This is a genomic window from Pseudomonas sp. BS3767, from assembly GCF_900099665.1.
GTDB classification, from domain to species: Bacteria; Pseudomonadota; Gammaproteobacteria; order Pseudomonadales; family Pseudomonadaceae; genus Aquipseudomonas; species Aquipseudomonas cerasi.
The window spans coordinates 217,069-230,704 of the sequence record NZ_FNCX01000005.1 but is presented as its reverse complement, the minus strand read 5'-3'; the positions used below and the strand labels follow the sequence as shown (position 1 = coordinate 230,704).

At 57.2% G+C, this 13,636-nt stretch carries 17 protein-coding genes and 1 tRNA gene; 13 read left to right on the top strand and 5 right to left on the bottom strand.

All coding sequences use genetic code 11. The features are described 5' to 3' along the window. Nucleotides 1–20 precede the first annotated feature (20 nt). From rbsK to BLR16_RS16625, 3 genes are all read left to right on the top strand, one after another. Nucleotides 21–941, top strand: a complete 921-nt coding sequence (rbsK, locus tag BLR16_RS16635) for a ribokinase (RefSeq protein WP_044308301.1) — start codon at nucleotides 21–23, stop codon at nucleotides 939–941. Next, a complete protein-coding gene (gene rbsD / locus BLR16_RS16630) occupies nucleotides 938–1,342 on the top strand; it encodes a D-ribose pyranase (RefSeq protein WP_003350274.1) in 405 nt (134 codons plus the stop codon). The genes rbsK and rbsD overlap by 4 nt, the downstream gene beginning before the upstream one ends. A gap of 166 nt (nucleotides 1,343–1,508) precedes the next feature. Then, a complete protein-coding gene (locus BLR16_RS16625; protein ID WP_003319093.1) occupies nucleotides 1,509–2,534 on the top strand; it encodes a nucleoside hydrolase in 1,026 nt (341 codons plus the stop codon). Nucleotides 2,535–2,556: 22 nt separating this feature from the next. On the opposite strand, the gene BLR16_RS16620 is transcribed toward BLR16_RS16625, so the two are convergent. Then, nucleotides 2,557–2,751 (bottom strand): hypothetical protein, encoded by a 195-nt coding sequence (locus BLR16_RS16620; protein ID WP_003367008.1) that lies wholly within the window; start codon nucleotides 2,749–2,751, stop codon nucleotides 2,557–2,559. Nucleotides 2,752–3,060: 309 nt separating this feature from the next. Between BLR16_RS16620 and BLR16_RS16615 the strand changes: the two genes are divergently transcribed. Continuing rightward, nucleotides 3,061–3,402: an I78 family peptidase inhibitor gene (locus BLR16_RS16615; protein WP_003367010.1), complete on the top strand. Its 342-nt coding sequence runs from the start codon at nucleotides 3,061–3,063 to the stop codon at nucleotides 3,400–3,402. Nucleotides 3,403–3,466: 64 nt separating this feature from the next. On the opposite strand, the gene BLR16_RS16610 is transcribed toward BLR16_RS16615, so the two are convergent. Beyond that, nucleotides 3,467–3,679 carry a cold-shock protein gene (locus tag BLR16_RS16610; RefSeq protein WP_003315566.1) on the bottom strand — a complete coding sequence of 71 codons (213 nt, stop codon included), beginning with the start codon at nucleotides 3,677–3,679 and terminating at the stop codon, nucleotides 3,467–3,469. 295 nt (nucleotides 3,680–3,974) lie between these two features. Further along, entirely contained in the window at nucleotides 3,975–4,280 is a 306-nt protein-coding gene (locus BLR16_RS16605) for a hypothetical protein (RefSeq protein ID WP_003432999.1), read from the bottom strand. Nucleotides 4,281–4,630: 350 nt separating this feature from the next. On the opposite strand from BLR16_RS16605, the gene thrS reads away from it, so the two are divergent. The 9 genes from thrS (at nucleotide 4,631) to BLR16_RS16560 (ending at nucleotide 12,080) form a co-directional block, all read left to right on the top strand. Further along, nucleotides 4,631–6,553 (top strand): threonine--tRNA ligase, encoded by a 1,923-nt coding sequence (thrS, locus tag BLR16_RS16600; RefSeq protein ID WP_003315564.1) that lies wholly within the window; start codon nucleotides 4,631–4,633, stop codon nucleotides 6,551–6,553. Next, complete coding sequence (gene infC / locus BLR16_RS16595; RefSeq protein ID WP_170846037.1) at nucleotides 6,553–7,104, top strand: translation initiation factor IF-3; 552 nt, start codon at nucleotides 6,553–6,555, stop codon at nucleotides 7,102–7,104. Before thrS ends, infC begins: the two co-directional genes overlap by 1 nt. Before the next feature lie 60 nt (nucleotides 7,105–7,164). Next, the gene (gene rpmI / locus BLR16_RS16590) at nucleotides 7,165–7,359 is read left to right on the top strand and encodes a 50S ribosomal protein L35 (RefSeq protein ID WP_002553160.1); all 195 of its coding nucleotides are present in this window, start codon (nucleotides 7,165–7,167) and stop codon (nucleotides 7,357–7,359) included. Between the two features lie 29 nt (nucleotides 7,360–7,388). Continuing rightward, nucleotides 7,389–7,745 (top strand): 50S ribosomal protein L20, encoded by a 357-nt coding sequence (rplT, locus tag BLR16_RS16585; protein ID WP_002553161.1) that lies wholly within the window; start codon nucleotides 7,389–7,391, stop codon nucleotides 7,743–7,745. Between the two features lie 104 nt (nucleotides 7,746–7,849). Beyond that, a complete protein-coding gene (pheS, locus tag BLR16_RS16580) occupies nucleotides 7,850–8,866 on the top strand; it encodes a phenylalanine--tRNA ligase subunit alpha (RefSeq protein WP_003367019.1) in 1,017 nt (338 codons plus the stop codon). A gap of 27 nt (nucleotides 8,867–8,893) precedes the next feature. Further along, on the top strand, nucleotides 8,894–11,272 hold the full coding sequence (gene pheT / locus BLR16_RS16575; RefSeq protein ID WP_003367021.1) for a phenylalanine--tRNA ligase subunit beta: 2,379 nt from the start codon (nucleotides 8,894–8,896) through the stop codon (nucleotides 11,270–11,272). A gap of 3 nt (nucleotides 11,273–11,275) precedes the next feature. Continuing rightward, nucleotides 11,276–11,578: an integration host factor subunit alpha gene (gene ihfA, locus BLR16_RS16570; RefSeq protein ID WP_002553164.1), complete on the top strand. Its 303-nt coding sequence runs from the start codon at nucleotides 11,276–11,278 to the stop codon at nucleotides 11,576–11,578. Further along, nucleotides 11,559–11,915: a MerR family transcriptional regulator gene (locus BLR16_RS16565; protein ID WP_003315559.1), complete on the top strand. Its 357-nt coding sequence runs from the start codon at nucleotides 11,559–11,561 to the stop codon at nucleotides 11,913–11,915. Before ihfA ends, BLR16_RS16565 begins: the two co-directional genes overlap by 20 nt. An 88-nt stretch (nucleotides 11,916–12,003) precedes the next feature. Beyond that, nucleotides 12,004–12,080: transfer RNA gene (locus BLR16_RS16560), tRNA-Pro, on the top strand. Between the two features lie 79 nt (nucleotides 12,081–12,159). Here the strand turns inward: BLR16_RS16560 and BLR16_RS16555 are convergent. Then, complete coding sequence (locus BLR16_RS16555; protein WP_241689268.1) at nucleotides 12,160–13,323, bottom strand: tyrosine-type recombinase/integrase; 1,164 nt, start codon at nucleotides 13,321–13,323, stop codon at nucleotides 12,160–12,162. Next, a complete protein-coding gene (locus BLR16_RS28935) occupies nucleotides 13,209–13,610 on the bottom strand; it encodes a hypothetical protein (protein WP_225694441.1) in 402 nt (133 codons plus the stop codon). The genes BLR16_RS16555 and BLR16_RS28935 overlap by 115 nt, the downstream gene beginning before the upstream one ends. Between the last annotated feature and the right edge of the window lie 26 nt (nucleotides 13,611–13,636).

The following is a 13,636-nucleotide window of genomic DNA, read 5'->3' as shown; positions in this document are numbered from 1 at the left end:
CAGCAACGGATTAATGAGCCATGCAAGCAAAAATAGTGATAGTGGGCAGTCTGAACATGGATCTGGTCATCCGCGCCCAGCGTCTGCCGCGTCCCGGCGAGACCTTGAGCGGGGAAACATTTGATACCGTGCCGGGCGGCAAGGGGGCGAATCAGGCGGTTGCTGCGGCACGTCTGGGGGCCAGCGTAGCGATGATCGGTTGTGTCGGGGCTGATGCCTACGGTGAGCAACTGCGTGCGGCGCTGCTGGCCGAGCATATCGATTGCCAGGCGGTGACCGTCGTTGAGGGTGTGTCCACCGGGATCGCCTCGATCGTGGTCGACGCCAACAGCCAGAACGCTATTGTCATCGTGGCCGGTGGCAATGGCCGGCTCAGTCCGGCATTGATCGAGCGCTTCGATGCGCTGCTGGCGGATTCGCAAATCGTCATCTGCCAGCTCGAAGTGCCGACCGAGACCGTTTTCCATACCCTGGCCCGCGCACGTGCGCTGGGCAAGACCGTCATTCTCAATCCTGCGCCGGCCAGCGAGCCGCTGCCGGCAAACTGGTATGCCCTGATCGACTACCTGATCCCCAACGAAAGCGAAGCGCAGACCCTGACCGGTGTCAGCGTTGACTCACCGGCGGCCGCTGAAAACGCGGCTTCGGCGATGCTGGCGGCCGGCGCGCGCAACGTGATCATTACCCTTGGCGAGCGCGGAACCCTGTTCGCCAATGCGTCTGGCGTTGAGCATATTCCCGCACGTCGTGTGCAGGCCGTGGACACCACCGCTGCAGGTGATACCTTTGTCGGCGGTTTTGCGGCGGCATTGTCCGCAGGCCATGGCGAATTGCAGGCAATTCGTTTCGGTCAGGCTGCGGCGGCCATCTCCGTCACCCGAGCGGGTGCCCAGCCGTCCATCCCGACGTTCGAGGAAGTACAGGAATTCAATTCGCTATGAAAAAGACCCCGCTACTCAATATTGCCCTGTCCCGCGTGATTGCATCGCTGGGTCACGGTGACATCCTGATGATCGTCGACGCCGGCATGCCAGTACCGGCGGGCGTGGAATTGATCGACCTCGCGCTGACCCGCGGTGTGCCGGATTTCATCAGTGTGCTGGATGTCGTGCTGAGTGAAATGCAGGTTGAAAGCCACGTATTGGCCAACGAGATGGCCGAGATCAAGCCGCCTGCGTTGCAGGTGATCGAAAGCCTGAATCTGGACGACCAATTGGGGCAACAACGCTGGATAAGCCATGAAGACCTCAAGGTCTTGAGTCGCAAGGCCAAGGCAATCATCCGTACCGGAGAATGTCAGCCGTACAGTAATGTGGCGCTGGTGTCCGGAGTCGTCTTCTAGGCTATGTGCAAAAAGTGGCTGCGCTCGGTGATGCTGCGTTAAAAACAGGCTCGGAATGCTCATTTACAACACGTAGACTCCGCTTCCTCGCCTGTTTTTGCCTTGCCTGACCTTCGCTCGCCGACTTTTCGCAAAAAGCCTAGTTATTCAAGAAAGGGAGTTTCATATGACATTGATACAGTTTTCCAGACAGTTCATTCGTGGAGCGTTGCTCTTGTCCATCCTCGGTACTGCCGCTGTCCAGGCGGCTGAAAAGCGCGATCTGATCATCGATACCGATCCGGGTGCGGACGATGTCGTCGCGCTATTGTTGGCGCTGGCGTCACCTGAAGAGCTGAACGTGATGGCTATCACCACGGTGGCTGGTAATGTGCGCCTCGACAAGACCTCGCGTAACGCCAGGCTGGCGCGGGAATGGGCCGGGCGCGAAGAGGTGCCTGTGTATGCCGGTGCGCCCAAGCCGTTGGTGCGTACACCAATCTATGCCGAGAACGTTCACGGTCAGGAAGGCCTGCCGGGTGTACCCGTGCATGAGCCCGCCAAGGGGCTGGCCGAAGGCAATGCCGTCGATTACCTGATTCGCACCCTGAGCAAGGCCAAGCCGCACAGCATCACCATCGCCATGCTCGGCCCGCAGACCAACCTGGCGCTGGCGCTGGTGCAGGCTCCGGAAATCACCCAGGGCATCAAGGAAGTGGTGGTCATGGGTGGCGCGCATTTCAACGGCGGTAATATCACTCCGGTTGCCGAATTCAACCTGTTCGCCGACCCGCACGCCGCGCAGATCGTTCTGGCCAGTGGTGTGAAGCTGACGTACGTGCCGCTGGACGTGACCCACAAGATTCTCACCAGTGAACAGCGCCTCAAGCAGATCGCCGCACTGGGCAATAATGCGGGCAAGCTGGTGGACGGCATTCTCAATGAATACGTCAAGCTGGACATGGAGCATTACGGTTTGCCCGGCGGACCGGTACACGATGCCAGCGTGATTGCCTGGCTGCTCAAGCCCGAGTTGTTTTCCGGACGGCAGATCAACGTCGCAGTGGACACCCGTGAGGGTATCGGTTTCGGTCAGACAGTGGCCGACTGGTACGGCACACTCAAGCAGCCGCAGAACGTATTCTGGGTCGAGAACGGCGACGCTCAGGGGTTCTTCGATCTGCTGACCGAGCGTCTGGCGCGCCTCAAATAATCACGCATTCTGAAGCCGCGTATCAGGCGGGCAATCCTGCCGTGGCGTAGCGGCTCAGCACCTGGCTGATGAAGGCACGGGCACCCTCGGTGCCCAGTTCCTTGATCAACAGGTCAACTGCGATGATCATCAGTTCTTCCGGATTCCCGGGGCTGTGCGAGCAGTGGCCCTGAGGCCATCTGGCCTTGATGTCTGCGTCTAGGGTTATGGCTGTCATGTCTGTCTGATCTCCAGTGAAGGGTCACGCACACGCTGCTCGCTTCCCGGCGCTTGTGTCTCTGGCAGTAAACCATCCCGTGCGCATTTTGACACTCCTACTTACATATGATCCTGATAGCCCGCTTCAATGCGCATCGGCGATAAACGTTTTGTGACGATTTCTTCGCGCGCCCTGTGTCATGCCAAGGCAGACTCCCGGTCCAGGCAGATCAACAGGTTACACAAGGCATGTCGGTCGGACCGTGCAACCAACGCGCCTTAGCGCGGTCGGACAGGTCTGGAAATGTTCATTGGCAGAGGAGGGTGTATGCCCCGGAAATTCGCAACATTGGGTTTTGTGGTCGTGGCTTCATTGGTGGCAGGCTGCAGCAGTACGGCTTCGGATAGCAGTGCCAGTGCTGAGGCGCCCGTCAAGGCCGACGCGCCCGCCAGCAACGCGATACCTGGCCGTTGTGATGCAGGGCTTGCCCAGTTCGCTGTCGGCAAGCAGGCTTCCATAGACCTCCTTTCTCAAGTCCGCACCCGTTCCGGTTCGCAGGATGCGCGCATTCTCGGTCCTGACGACATGGTCACGCTGGAATACCGGTCCGAGCGGGTAAACGTCAACACCGATGCGTCGGGGAAGGTGACCCGTATCAATTGCGGTTGAGCCGATACTTTCTTCCGCGCATAAAAAACCCCGTCAGTGACGGGGTTTTTTTGTGTCAGGTGAATCAGGCCACCTGAACTTCTTCTGCTTGCATGCCTTTCTGGCCTTTAGCAGCAACAAAAGTAACGGTCTGGCCTTCTTTCAGGCTTTTGAAACCGTCGCTCTGGATTGCTTTGAAGTGTACGAACAGGTCGTCACCGCCACCTTGTGGAGTGATAAAGCCGAAGCCTTTTTCATCGTTGAACCATTTTACGGTGCCGGTTTGGCGATTAGACATGGTGTATCTCCAGAAACATAATTTTCAGTAACGTGCTGCTCAGGCCAACTGGGCACACCGGGCTATCATAGTCGAAATGGGCAAAAAAACAGCTATTAAGGTGGGCGCTTTGCGTAAAGGTCCCGTATATGCAGTTCACCATACTCCGCAAAGCGCCCTCCGGCGTGTCAGACCCGGTACTGAACGGGCTGTGGCAATAGCGCTTAACGCCATGATTTCAATGGCTTTCAGAAGGGGCTGGGCCAACTGCTATCAGCGCCCGGCGTGCGCGTTTTACCCCGGCTGAAAAAAATGATTATTTTGTCGCCGTGCAGTTCTCTGCGACCAGTTTTTGCAGTTTTCCCGTCAATGCAGCCGGTGGCGCTGTCTTGGTGTCCTTGAGTGAGGCTATTTCCTTGTCGGTGAAATGACTGTCCACCTGTTTTGCACCGCATTCGCAGTGAGTCGTTGCGGTCTTGTCATCCAGCCCCTGTTTCTTGGCCGCAGCCACGCATTCCTGAGTGAAGGTAGTGCGTGTCGTTCCGTCCATTGCGGCTTGAGCACCCAGAGGGATAAGGGCGGCGCTGCAGAGGAGGAGGCTGGTCAGGCGTGAAAACTTCATGGTGTTCTCCTTGATTGCTGGAAAAAACGTTCGGGGTCTCGATGGTTTCTGACGCCCATGAAGCCTGCCAGTTCAGGTGGTGTGCCAATTCCATTTCATTTGCGTGGATGTGCATCCCGGCCGGTCTGGCTGTGTTAGGATGCGCGTCCTGTTATTTTCAAGCGCCCCATGGCCAATGGCTTTCGGTGCCGCGCAGGCAGGTTTTTTCGTACATTCCAGTCATCTGGTCCGGTTCAAGGTTCGCCCCAAGGCTCCTGCCACTGTGAGGCAGGCATACCACCGGATCACGTACTGGCTCATCCCAACCCACGTGACCTTTGGTAGGGGTCACCACTAGGAGAGGAGGCGCCATGCCAACTATTACTCTTCCCGACGGCAGTCAACGTTCATTCGATCATGCGGTTTCCGTAGCCGATGTCGCGCTTTCAATCGGTGCCGGTCTGGCCAAGGCCACCGTCGCCGGCAAGGTCGACGGCAAGCTCGTCGACGCCTGCGACCTGATCGAAAACGATGCCAGCCTGCAGATCATCACCCCCAAGGATCAGGAAGGACTGGAAATCATCCGTCACTCCTGCGCGCACCTGGTAGGGCACGCGGTCAAGCAGTTGTATCCGACTGCAAAAATGGTCATCGGCCCGGTGATCGACGACGGCTTCTATTACGATATCGCCTACGAGCGCCCGTTCACGCCTGACGATATGGCGGCGATCGAGCAGCGCATGCAGCAGTTGATCGAAAAAGATTACGACGTCATCAAGAAAGTCACCCCGCGCGCTGAAGTGATCGAGGTGTTCACCGCCCGTCACGAAGATTACAAGCTGCGTCTGGTCGAAGACATGCCGAACGAGCAGGCCATGGGCCTGTATTACCACGAAGAATACGTCGACATGTGCCGCGGTCCGCACGTGCCGAACACGCGTTTCCTGAAGTCATTCAAGCTGACCAAGCTGTCTGGCGCCTACTGGCGTGGCGATGCCAAAAACGAGCAGCTGCAGCGTGTCTACGGCACTGCCTGGGCTGACAAGAAGCAGCTGGCGGCCTACATTCTGCGCATCGAAGAAGCCGAAAAACGCGACCATCGCAAGATCGGCAAGCGTCTTGGCCTGTTCCATACCCAGGAAGAAGCGCCGGGCATGGTCTTCTGGCACCCACAGGGCTGGACCCTGTATCAGGTGCTCGAGCAGTACATGCGCAAAGTGCAGCGTGAAAACGGCTACCTCGAGATCAAGACCCCGCAAGTGGTCGATCGCTCGCTCTGGGAAAAATCCGGGCACTGGGCCAACTACGCCGACAACATGTTCACCACCGAGTCCGAAAGCCGCGACTACGCGATCAAGCCGATGAACTGCCCTTGCCACGTGCAGGTGTTCAATCAGGGCCTGAAGAGCTACCGCGAGCTGCCGATGCGTCTGGCCGAGTTCGGTGCCTGTCACCGTAACGAGCCGTCGGGTGCCCTGCACGGCATCATGCGCGTGCGTGGCTTCACTCAGGACGATGCACACATCTTCTGTACCGAAGACCAGATGCAGGCTGAGTCCGCCGCGTTCATCAAGCTCACGCTGGATGTCTATGCCGATTTCGGCTTCAAGGATATCGAACTCAAATTGTCCACTCGCCCTGAAAAGCGTGTAGGCTCCGACGAGCTTTGGGACCGTGCCGAATCGGCGCTGGCTTCCGCACTCGACAGCGCAGGTCTGCCTTATGACCTGCAGCCGGGCGAGGGCGCGTTCTACGGTCCTAAAATCGAGTTCTCCCTCAAGGATTGTCTCGGTCGGGTATGGCAGTGCGGCACCTTGCAGCTGGACTTCAATCTGCCGATCCGCTTGAGTGCCGAGTACGTGTCGGAAGACAACAGCCGTAAGAATCCGGTCATGCTGCACCGCGCAATTCTCGGGTCTTTCGAGCGTTTCATCGGAATTCTGATCGAGCATTACGAAGGCGCGTTTCCGGCTTGGCTGGCACCCACCCAGGCAGTGATCATGAATATCACTGACAAACAGGCCGATTTTGCCCTCGAAGTGGAAAAAACTCTGGCTGAAAGCGGGTTTCGTGCCAAGTCCGACTTGAGAAATGAAAAGATCGGCTTTAAAATCCGTGAGCATACTTTGCTCAAGGTTCCTTATCTCCTCGTGATTGGAGATCGGGAGGTTGAAATGCAAACTGTCGCTGTGCGTACACGTGAAGGCGCTGACCTTGGCTCGATGCCGGTCGCCCAATTCGCTGAATTCCTCGCACAAGCGGTTTCCCGGCGTGGTCGCCAAGATACGGAGTAATTATTATTAAGCGTGAAATGAGACAAGATAAACGAGCTGCACCCAAGGCCCCGATCAATGAAAATATCTCGGCCCGCGAGGTTCGTTTAATTGGCGCTGACGGCGAGCAGATTGGCATCGTCTCGATTGATGAAGCGCTTCGTATTGCCGAAGAGGCGAAGCTGGATCTGGTAGAGATTTCTGCCGACGCAGTCCCTCCGGTCTGCCGTGTGATGGATTACGGCAAATCGATCTTCGAGAAGAAGAAGCAGGTTGCTGCAGCGAAGAAGAACCAGAAGCAGATCCAGGTTAAAGAAATCAAGTTTCGTCCAGGGACGGAGGAAGGGGATTACCAGGTAAAACTACGCAACCTGGTACGTTTCCTGAGTGACGGGGACAGGGCCAAGGTATCGTTGAGATTCCGCGGTCGTGAGATGGCCCACCAGGAGCTGGGTATGGAATTGTTGAAGCGGGTTGAAGGTGACTTGCTCGAATACGGTTCCGTCGAACAGCATCCTAAGATGGAAGGACGCCAGCTGATCATGGTCATCGCCCCGAAAAAGAAGAAATAACCACCAGGGCACGGCAGGCCTTGCGGTTATATTTATCAACTGAATGCGGAGTATCCGAACATGCCAAAGATGAAGACTAAAAGTGGTGCAGCTAAGCGGTTTTTGAAAACCGCCAACGGCATCAAGCACAAGCACGCTTTCAAGAGCCACATCCTGACCAAAATGTCGACAAAGCGTAAGCGTCAATTGCGCGGTAGCAGCTTGCTGCATCCGTCTGACGTGGCAAAAGTCGAGCGCATGCTGCGCCTTCGTTAATTTTGATCAAGATATAGAGGAAGTAACTCATGGCTCGTGTAAAGCGTGGCGTCATTGCCCGTAAGCGTCACAAAAAAATTCTGAAACTTGCAAAAGGCTACTACGGCGCGCGTTCACGCGTATTCCGTGTTGCCAAGCAAGCGGTAATCAAGGCAGGCCAATACGCCTACCGTGACCGTCGTCAGAAAAAACGTCAGTTCCGCGCTCTGTGGATCGCTCGTATCAACGCTGGTGCTCGTGTTAACGGTCTGTCCTACAGCCGTTTCATTGCCGGCCTGAAAAAAGCGTCCATCGAGATCGACCGTAAGGTTCTGGCTGATCTGGCAGTGAACGAAAAAGCGGCGTTTGCTGCGATTGTCGAGAAAGCTAAAGCCACCTTGGCCTAAGTCCCCGACAATCACTTGCCCCGGTTCTCCGGGGTCGGTGTTAAACGTCATAAATAGGGGAAGAGCCTTCAGCTCTTCCCCTATTTTGTATCTGGAGTCTGTACATGGAAAACCTGGACGCGCTGGTCTCTCAAGCTCTTGAGGCTGTGCAAAGCGCCGAAGATATCAATGCCCTGGAGCAAATCCGGGTTCACTACCTCGGCAAAAAAGGCGAGTTGACTCAGGTGATGAAGACCCTGGGGAACCTGCCTGCTGAAGAGCGTCCGCAAGTCGGTGCGCTGATCAACGTTGCCAAGGAACGTGTCACAGAGGTTCTCAATGCACGCAAGGCATCGTTTGAGCAGGCAGAACTGACTGCCAGGCTCGCAGCCGAATGCATCGATGTGACCCTGCCGGGCCGCGGCCAGACCTCCGGTGGTCTGCACCCGATTACCCGTACTCTGGAACGTATCGAACAATTCTTCACGCACATTGGCTACGGCATCGCCGAAGGCCCTGAAGTCGAAGACGATTACCACAATTTCGAGGCACTCAACATCCCAGGCCATCACCCGGCCCGGTCGATGCATGACACCTTCTATTTCAATGCGAACATGCTGCTGCGCACCCATACCTCACCGGTACAGGTCCGCACCATGGAATCGCAACAGCCGCCGATCCGCATTGTCTGCCCAGGCCGTGTGTACCGCAGCGACTCCGATATTACCCACTCGCCGATGTTCCACCAGATCGAAGGTCTGCTGGTTGATCGCGACATCAATTTTGCCGATCTGAAAGGCACCATCGAAGAATTCCTGCGGGTGTTCTTCGAGAAAGAGCTGGCCGTGCGCTTCCGTCCTTCGTATTTCCCGTTCACCGAGCCGTCGGCAGAAGTGGATATGGAATGCGTCATGTGCAGTGGCAAGGGCTGCCGTGTCTGCAAGCAGACTGGCTGGCTTGAAGTCATGGGTTGCGGCATGGTCCACCCGAACGTGCTGCGTATGTCCGGCATCGATCCTGAAGAGTTTCAGGGCTTCGCGTTCGGCATGGGCGTAGAGCGTCTGGCCATGCTGCGTTACGGCGTCAATGATTTGCGCCTGTTCTTCGACAACGATTTGCGGTTCCTCGCGCAATTTCGCTAAGTCGTACGAACCTTTCAGGAGAGCAGGATGAAATTCAGTGAACAATGGCTGCGCGGCTGGGTAAGCCCGCAGGTTTCCCGCGACGAGCTGGTTGCTCGTCTGTCGATGGCCGGTCTTGAGGTTGACAGCGTGACGCTGGCCGCCGGCGTTTTCAGCGGCGTGGTGGTGGGTGAGGTGCTGAGCACCGAGCAACATCCCGATGCCGACAAGTTGCGTGTGTGTCAGGTCAGCAATGGCAGCGAAACCTTTCAGGTTGTCTGTGGTGCGCCAAACGTGCGTCCGGGCCTGAAAATTCCATTTGCCATGATCGGCGCCGAGCTTCCGGGCGATTTCAAGATCAAGAAAGCCAAGCTGCGCGGCGTCGAGTCCAACGGCATGCTGTGTTCGGCTGCCGAGTTGCAGGCCGGCGAGGGCAATGATGGCCTGATGGAGCTGGCCGCCGATGCGCCAGTCGGTGAAGACATTCGTGTCTACCTGAACCTGGATGACGCCAGCATTGAGGTCGACCTGACCCCTAACCGTGGCGACTGCCTGTCGGTGGCCGGTCTGGCGCGTGAAGTCGGTGCGCTGTACGCCACTGACGTCACCCGTCCGCAGATCGCTGCTGTCAGCGCTGTGCACGATGAAGTGCGCCCGGTCGAAGTATTGGCTCCGGCTGCATGCCCGCGTTACCTGGGCCGCGTCATCCGCAACGTCGATCTGTCGCGTCCGACTCCGCTGTGGATGGTCGAGCGTCTGCGTCGTTCTGACGTGCGCAGCATCGATGCGGCTGTCGACATCACCAACTACGTGATGCTGGAGCTGGGTCAGCCTCTGCACGCGTTCGATCTGGCCGAAATCAACGGCGGGATTCGCGTGCGCATGGCCGAGGAGGGCGAGAAGCTCGTTCTGCTCGACGGTCAGGAAGTCAGCCTGCGTGCCGACACCTTGGTCATTGCCGACCACCAGCGCGCGCTGGCAATCGCCGGTGTCATGGGTGGCGAGCACAGCGGCGTAACTGCCGGTACTCGTGACATCTTCCTGGAAAGTGCTTTCTTCGACACCATCTCGGTGGCTGGCAAGGCGCGTTCCTATGGTCTGCACACCGATGCCTCGCACCGTTACGAGCGTGGTGTTGACTGGCAGCTGGCCCGCGAAGCCATGGAGCGGGCGACTGGCCTGCTGCTGGAAATCACCGGTGGTGAGGCTGGTCCGATAACAGAAGTGGTCAGCAAACAGTATTTGCCATCGATTGCTCCGGTTACGTTGCGCGCCAGCCGAGTCGAGCAGATGCTCGGTCTGGTGATCGAAAACGCCGAAATCGAGCGTCTGCTGACAGGTCTCGGCCTGGCTGTGACTGCCGAAGCCGACGGAAAATGGCGTGTCGAAGTGCCAAGTCATCGTTTCGACATCAGCCTTGAAGTCGACCTGATCGAAGAGCTGGCGCGTCTGTACGGCTACAATCGCCTGCCGGTCCGCTATCCGCAAGCCCGTCTGGCTCCCCAGGCCAAGGCCGAAGCCAAGGGCGATCTGCCTGAGCTGCGCCGCCTGCTGGTTGCCCGCGGTTATCAGGAAGCGATCACCTACAGCTTCATTGACCCGAAATGGTTCGAGCTGTTCACGCCGGGCGCCAAGCCCTTGCTGCTGGCTAACCCGATCTCCAATGACATGGCAGCCATGCGTGCCTCGCTGTGGCCTGGTCTGGTCAAGGCGCTGCAGCACAACCTCAACCGTCAGCAGGATCGTGTGCGGATGTTCGAAAGCGGCCTGCGCTTCGTCGGTCAGCTCGACGGCTTGAAGCAAGAGCCGATGCTGGCCGGCGTTGTCTGCGGCAGCCGCCTGCCTGAAGGCTGGGCGCAAGGTCGCGATGCAGTCGATTTCTTCGACGTCAAGGCTGACGTTGAAGCCGTGCTGGGCTTTGCCGGTGCGTTGGGCGAGTTCACCTTCACGCCGGGGCAGCATCCTGCCTTGCACCCAGGTCAGACGGCTCGCATCGAGCGTGATGGCCGTGAAGTCGGTTTCCTGGGCGCCATTCACCCGGAATTGTCGAAAACCCTGGGGCTTGATCGTCCCGTGTTTGTTTTCGAGCTGGTTCTGGCGGAAGTGTCCACCGGCCGTCTGCCGAAATTCCACGAGCTGTCGCGCTTCCCTGAAGTGCGCCGCGACCTGGCACTGCTGGCTGATCGGGATGTTTCGGCCAGTGCGGTTCTGGACGTTATTCGTGAAAATGCAGGCGAGTGGCTCACAGACCTCAGGTTATTTGATGTTTACCAGGGTAAAGGCATTGATCCGCATAGAAAAAGCCTTGCAGTCGGCTTGACCTGGCAGCATCCATCACGCACTCTTAATGACGATGAGGTAAACGCAACGACACTTGCTATCCTCACCTCGCTTGAGGAGAGGTTAAACGCCACGTTAAGGAAGTAGCGTATGGGGGCTCTGACGAAAGCTGAGATGGCCGAACGTCTGTACGAAGAGCTGGGCCTGAATAAACGGGAAGCCAAGGAACTGGTCGAACTGTTTTTTGAAGAAATCAGGCACGCTCTGGAAGATAACGAGCAGGTGAAGTTGTCAGGTTTCGGCAACTTCGACCTTCGAGACAAGCGCCAGCGGCCTGGGAGAAATCCCAAGACCGGTGAAGAGATTCCGATTACGGCGCGCCGTGTGGTCACCTTTCGTCCAGGGCAGAAGCTGAAGGCCCGAGTTGAGGCATATGCTGGAACCAAGTCATAACGACGAGCTGCCGCCGATCCCCGGCAAACGCTACTTCACCATCGGTGAGGTCAGCGAGCTCTGCGCGGTAAAACCGCACGTTCTGCGTTATTGGGAGCAGGAGTTTCCTCAACTCAACCCCGTCAAGCGGCGCGGAAACCGTCGGTATTATCAGCGCCAGGACGTGCTGATGATCCGCCAGATCCGCGGCCTGCTCTACGATCAGGGCTTCACCATCGGTGGCGCCCGACTTCGTCTCACCAGCGGTGAACCGAAGGATGATACTCAGCAGTACAAGCAGATGATTCGGGAGATGATTGCCGAGCTGGAAGACGTACTCGTCATGCTCAAGGCGTAATTGAGCAGTCAGGATACTTCCAAAATTCAAATGCTTAGGGTATATTCCTCAACGTTTTCGCACGTTGCAAAACAGATACACGCCTAGTCGGGGCGTAGCGCAGTCCGGTAGCGCACTAGCATGGGGTGCTAGGGGTCGAGTGTTCGAATCACTCCGTCCCGACCATATAATTCAATGAGTTAGGCCAATATTCGCAGCATTGGCCTTTTTCATGCGCGTGACTTTTGCGTGACTCGTAGGTTTTTCATGCCTGCCTCCTTTTCAAAATTGTCAGAACCGGGCCGCGCGAGTCGGTTGCTGATACCATGTTCGCAGCCTCAATCAAATGCCCAAGCTCAGCGCCCGAGTAGTGACTTGTGATGCTGCCGTTCTTGTGGCCGAGCAGGGCCTTCCGATCTTCCTCTGTTACACCCGCAGCGCGCAGGCGACGACCAAAGGAATGCTTCAAGTCGTGAATCCTTATTGAAAGGTAACCTGGATGCGCCGGGCGAAGGTTTTTCTCCTGCCAGAGTTTCGCCGCGCGCACCCGGGCCTTCTTCCATGCTGTGTCGTTCATCCGATGCATTGCTGTGTCGTTGAAAGGGAACACCCAGTCCTTGTTTACGCCACGCTGCTTCTCGATGATCGACCTTGCCACGCTGTTGAGTACCACCAGTCGCTCATCACCGTTTTTCACACCTGACCGTGCGTGGCGGCCGCCGAAATCAGCCGGGATCAGAAACACGCTCGTTTCAAGCTCCGGTACCGAAATCTCCCAATCCCACCGCAATTTGCAGACCTCCTGCTCGCGACATCCTGTGTTCACTTTGAACAGAGCCATCGTTTGCAGATGTGCCGGCAACTCCCCGAAAAGTATCGACTGCTCTTCCCATGACATCGGGTATGGCTTGCGGCTCGATTTCTTCTCTTCCAGCTTCGTGAGCATCGGCACGCTATCCAGCCACGGCCTTCGCTCATCGTCTCGCCACTTCCTGGCACATAACGACAACACCCGAACCACCCGCTCAATCGAGATGTTCACCGTCCTGTTGCTAACTCCTTTTTTGACCTTTCCGTCCGCCAGCTTCTTGGTCGCTAGCCTGTCCTTGATGAATGGCTCAAGAGCCTGATCATCAATATGAGTCAGCGGCATATCGCCAATGAATGGATCAAGTTGCGAAAGGTGATGAGCGGACAGTTTGAAGGACGGTTGATCCTTGATCTCCACCAGGAACTTCATCGCGGCATCGCGCCAGGTCTTCACCTGACGCACCCCGTAGACCTTCTGCTGCCGGATCTGCTCAAGCCGGTGTATCAGGTAGCGCTCCGCTTCTTGTCGGTCAGCTGTGCCAGTAGATTCGTAAAGTCGCTCGCCGTTGATTTTCTTGTCGATATGCCAGAGCCCTTTCCTTTGGGAGAGCCCGGTGATCGTTTTTCGCGCCATTGTGTATCTCCTTTCTGGCGCTCGCTGCGGGGCAATTGTTGCTCCGGCGCGCCTTTTTTATCAATCGCTTTGGCGGCCACATAGGACGACGCCCATTCATCGAGTTCCTGCCGGTCAAAACCGACGCCGCGCTCGCCGATGGGGAATTCGTTCACGAAGGGCCGGACGATCAGGTTGAATAGAGCAAGGTTCATGCTCAGGTAAGCTGGTGCCTCTCCCGCTCGAATAAAGCGCGGTGCGAGCGGGAGCTTGTTGGCAGATTTGTTTGCCATAGAGGTACTGCTCCGGGCCGCGCTGG

Bases quoted from the DNA above. Each gene is read 5' to 3' on its own strand.
- thrS (WP_003315564.1), top strand. From the start codon at position 4,631: ATGCCAACTATTACTCTTCCCGACGGCAGTCAACGTTCATTCGATCAT.
- ihfA (WP_002553164.1), top strand. From the start codon at position 11,276: ATGGGGGCTCTGACGAAAGCTGAGATGGCCGAACGTCTGTACGAAGAG.
- BLR16_RS28935 (WP_225694441.1), bottom strand. From the start codon at position 13,610: ATGGCAAACAAATCTGCCAACAAGCTCCCGCTCGCACCGCGCTTTATT.
- BLR16_RS16605 (WP_003432999.1), bottom strand. From the start codon at position 4,280: ATGAAGTTTTCACGCCTGACCAGCCTCCTCCTCTGCAGCGCCGCCCTT.
- rbsD (WP_003350274.1), top strand. From the start codon at position 938: ATGAAAAAGACCCCGCTACTCAATATTGCCCTGTCCCGCGTGATTGCA.
- BLR16_RS16625 (WP_003319093.1), top strand. From the start codon at position 1,509: ATGACATTGATACAGTTTTCCAGACAGTTCATTCGTGGAGCGTTGCTC.
- rpmI (WP_002553160.1), top strand. From the start codon at position 7,165: ATGCCAAAGATGAAGACTAAAAGTGGTGCAGCTAAGCGGTTTTTGAAA.
- BLR16_RS16610 (WP_003315566.1), bottom strand. From the start codon at position 3,679: ATGTCTAATCGCCAAACCGGCACCGTAAAATGGTTCAACGATGAAAAA.
- pheS (WP_003367019.1), top strand. From the start codon at position 7,850: ATGGAAAACCTGGACGCGCTGGTCTCTCAAGCTCTTGAGGCTGTGCAA.
- BLR16_RS16565 (WP_003315559.1), top strand. From the start codon at position 11,559: ATGCTGGAACCAAGTCATAACGACGAGCTGCCGCCGATCCCCGGCAAA.
- BLR16_RS16620 (WP_003367008.1), bottom strand. From the start codon at position 2,751: ATGACAGCCATAACCCTAGACGCAGACATCAAGGCCAGATGGCCTCAG.
- rbsK (WP_044308301.1), top strand. From the start codon at position 21: ATGCAAGCAAAAATAGTGATAGTGGGCAGTCTGAACATGGATCTGGTC.
- BLR16_RS16615 (WP_003367010.1), top strand. From the start codon at position 3,061: ATGCCCCGGAAATTCGCAACATTGGGTTTTGTGGTCGTGGCTTCATTG.
- pheT (WP_003367021.1), top strand. From the start codon at position 8,894: ATGAAATTCAGTGAACAATGGCTGCGCGGCTGGGTAAGCCCGCAGGTT.
- rplT (WP_002553161.1), top strand. From the start codon at position 7,389: ATGGCTCGTGTAAAGCGTGGCGTCATTGCCCGTAAGCGTCACAAAAAA.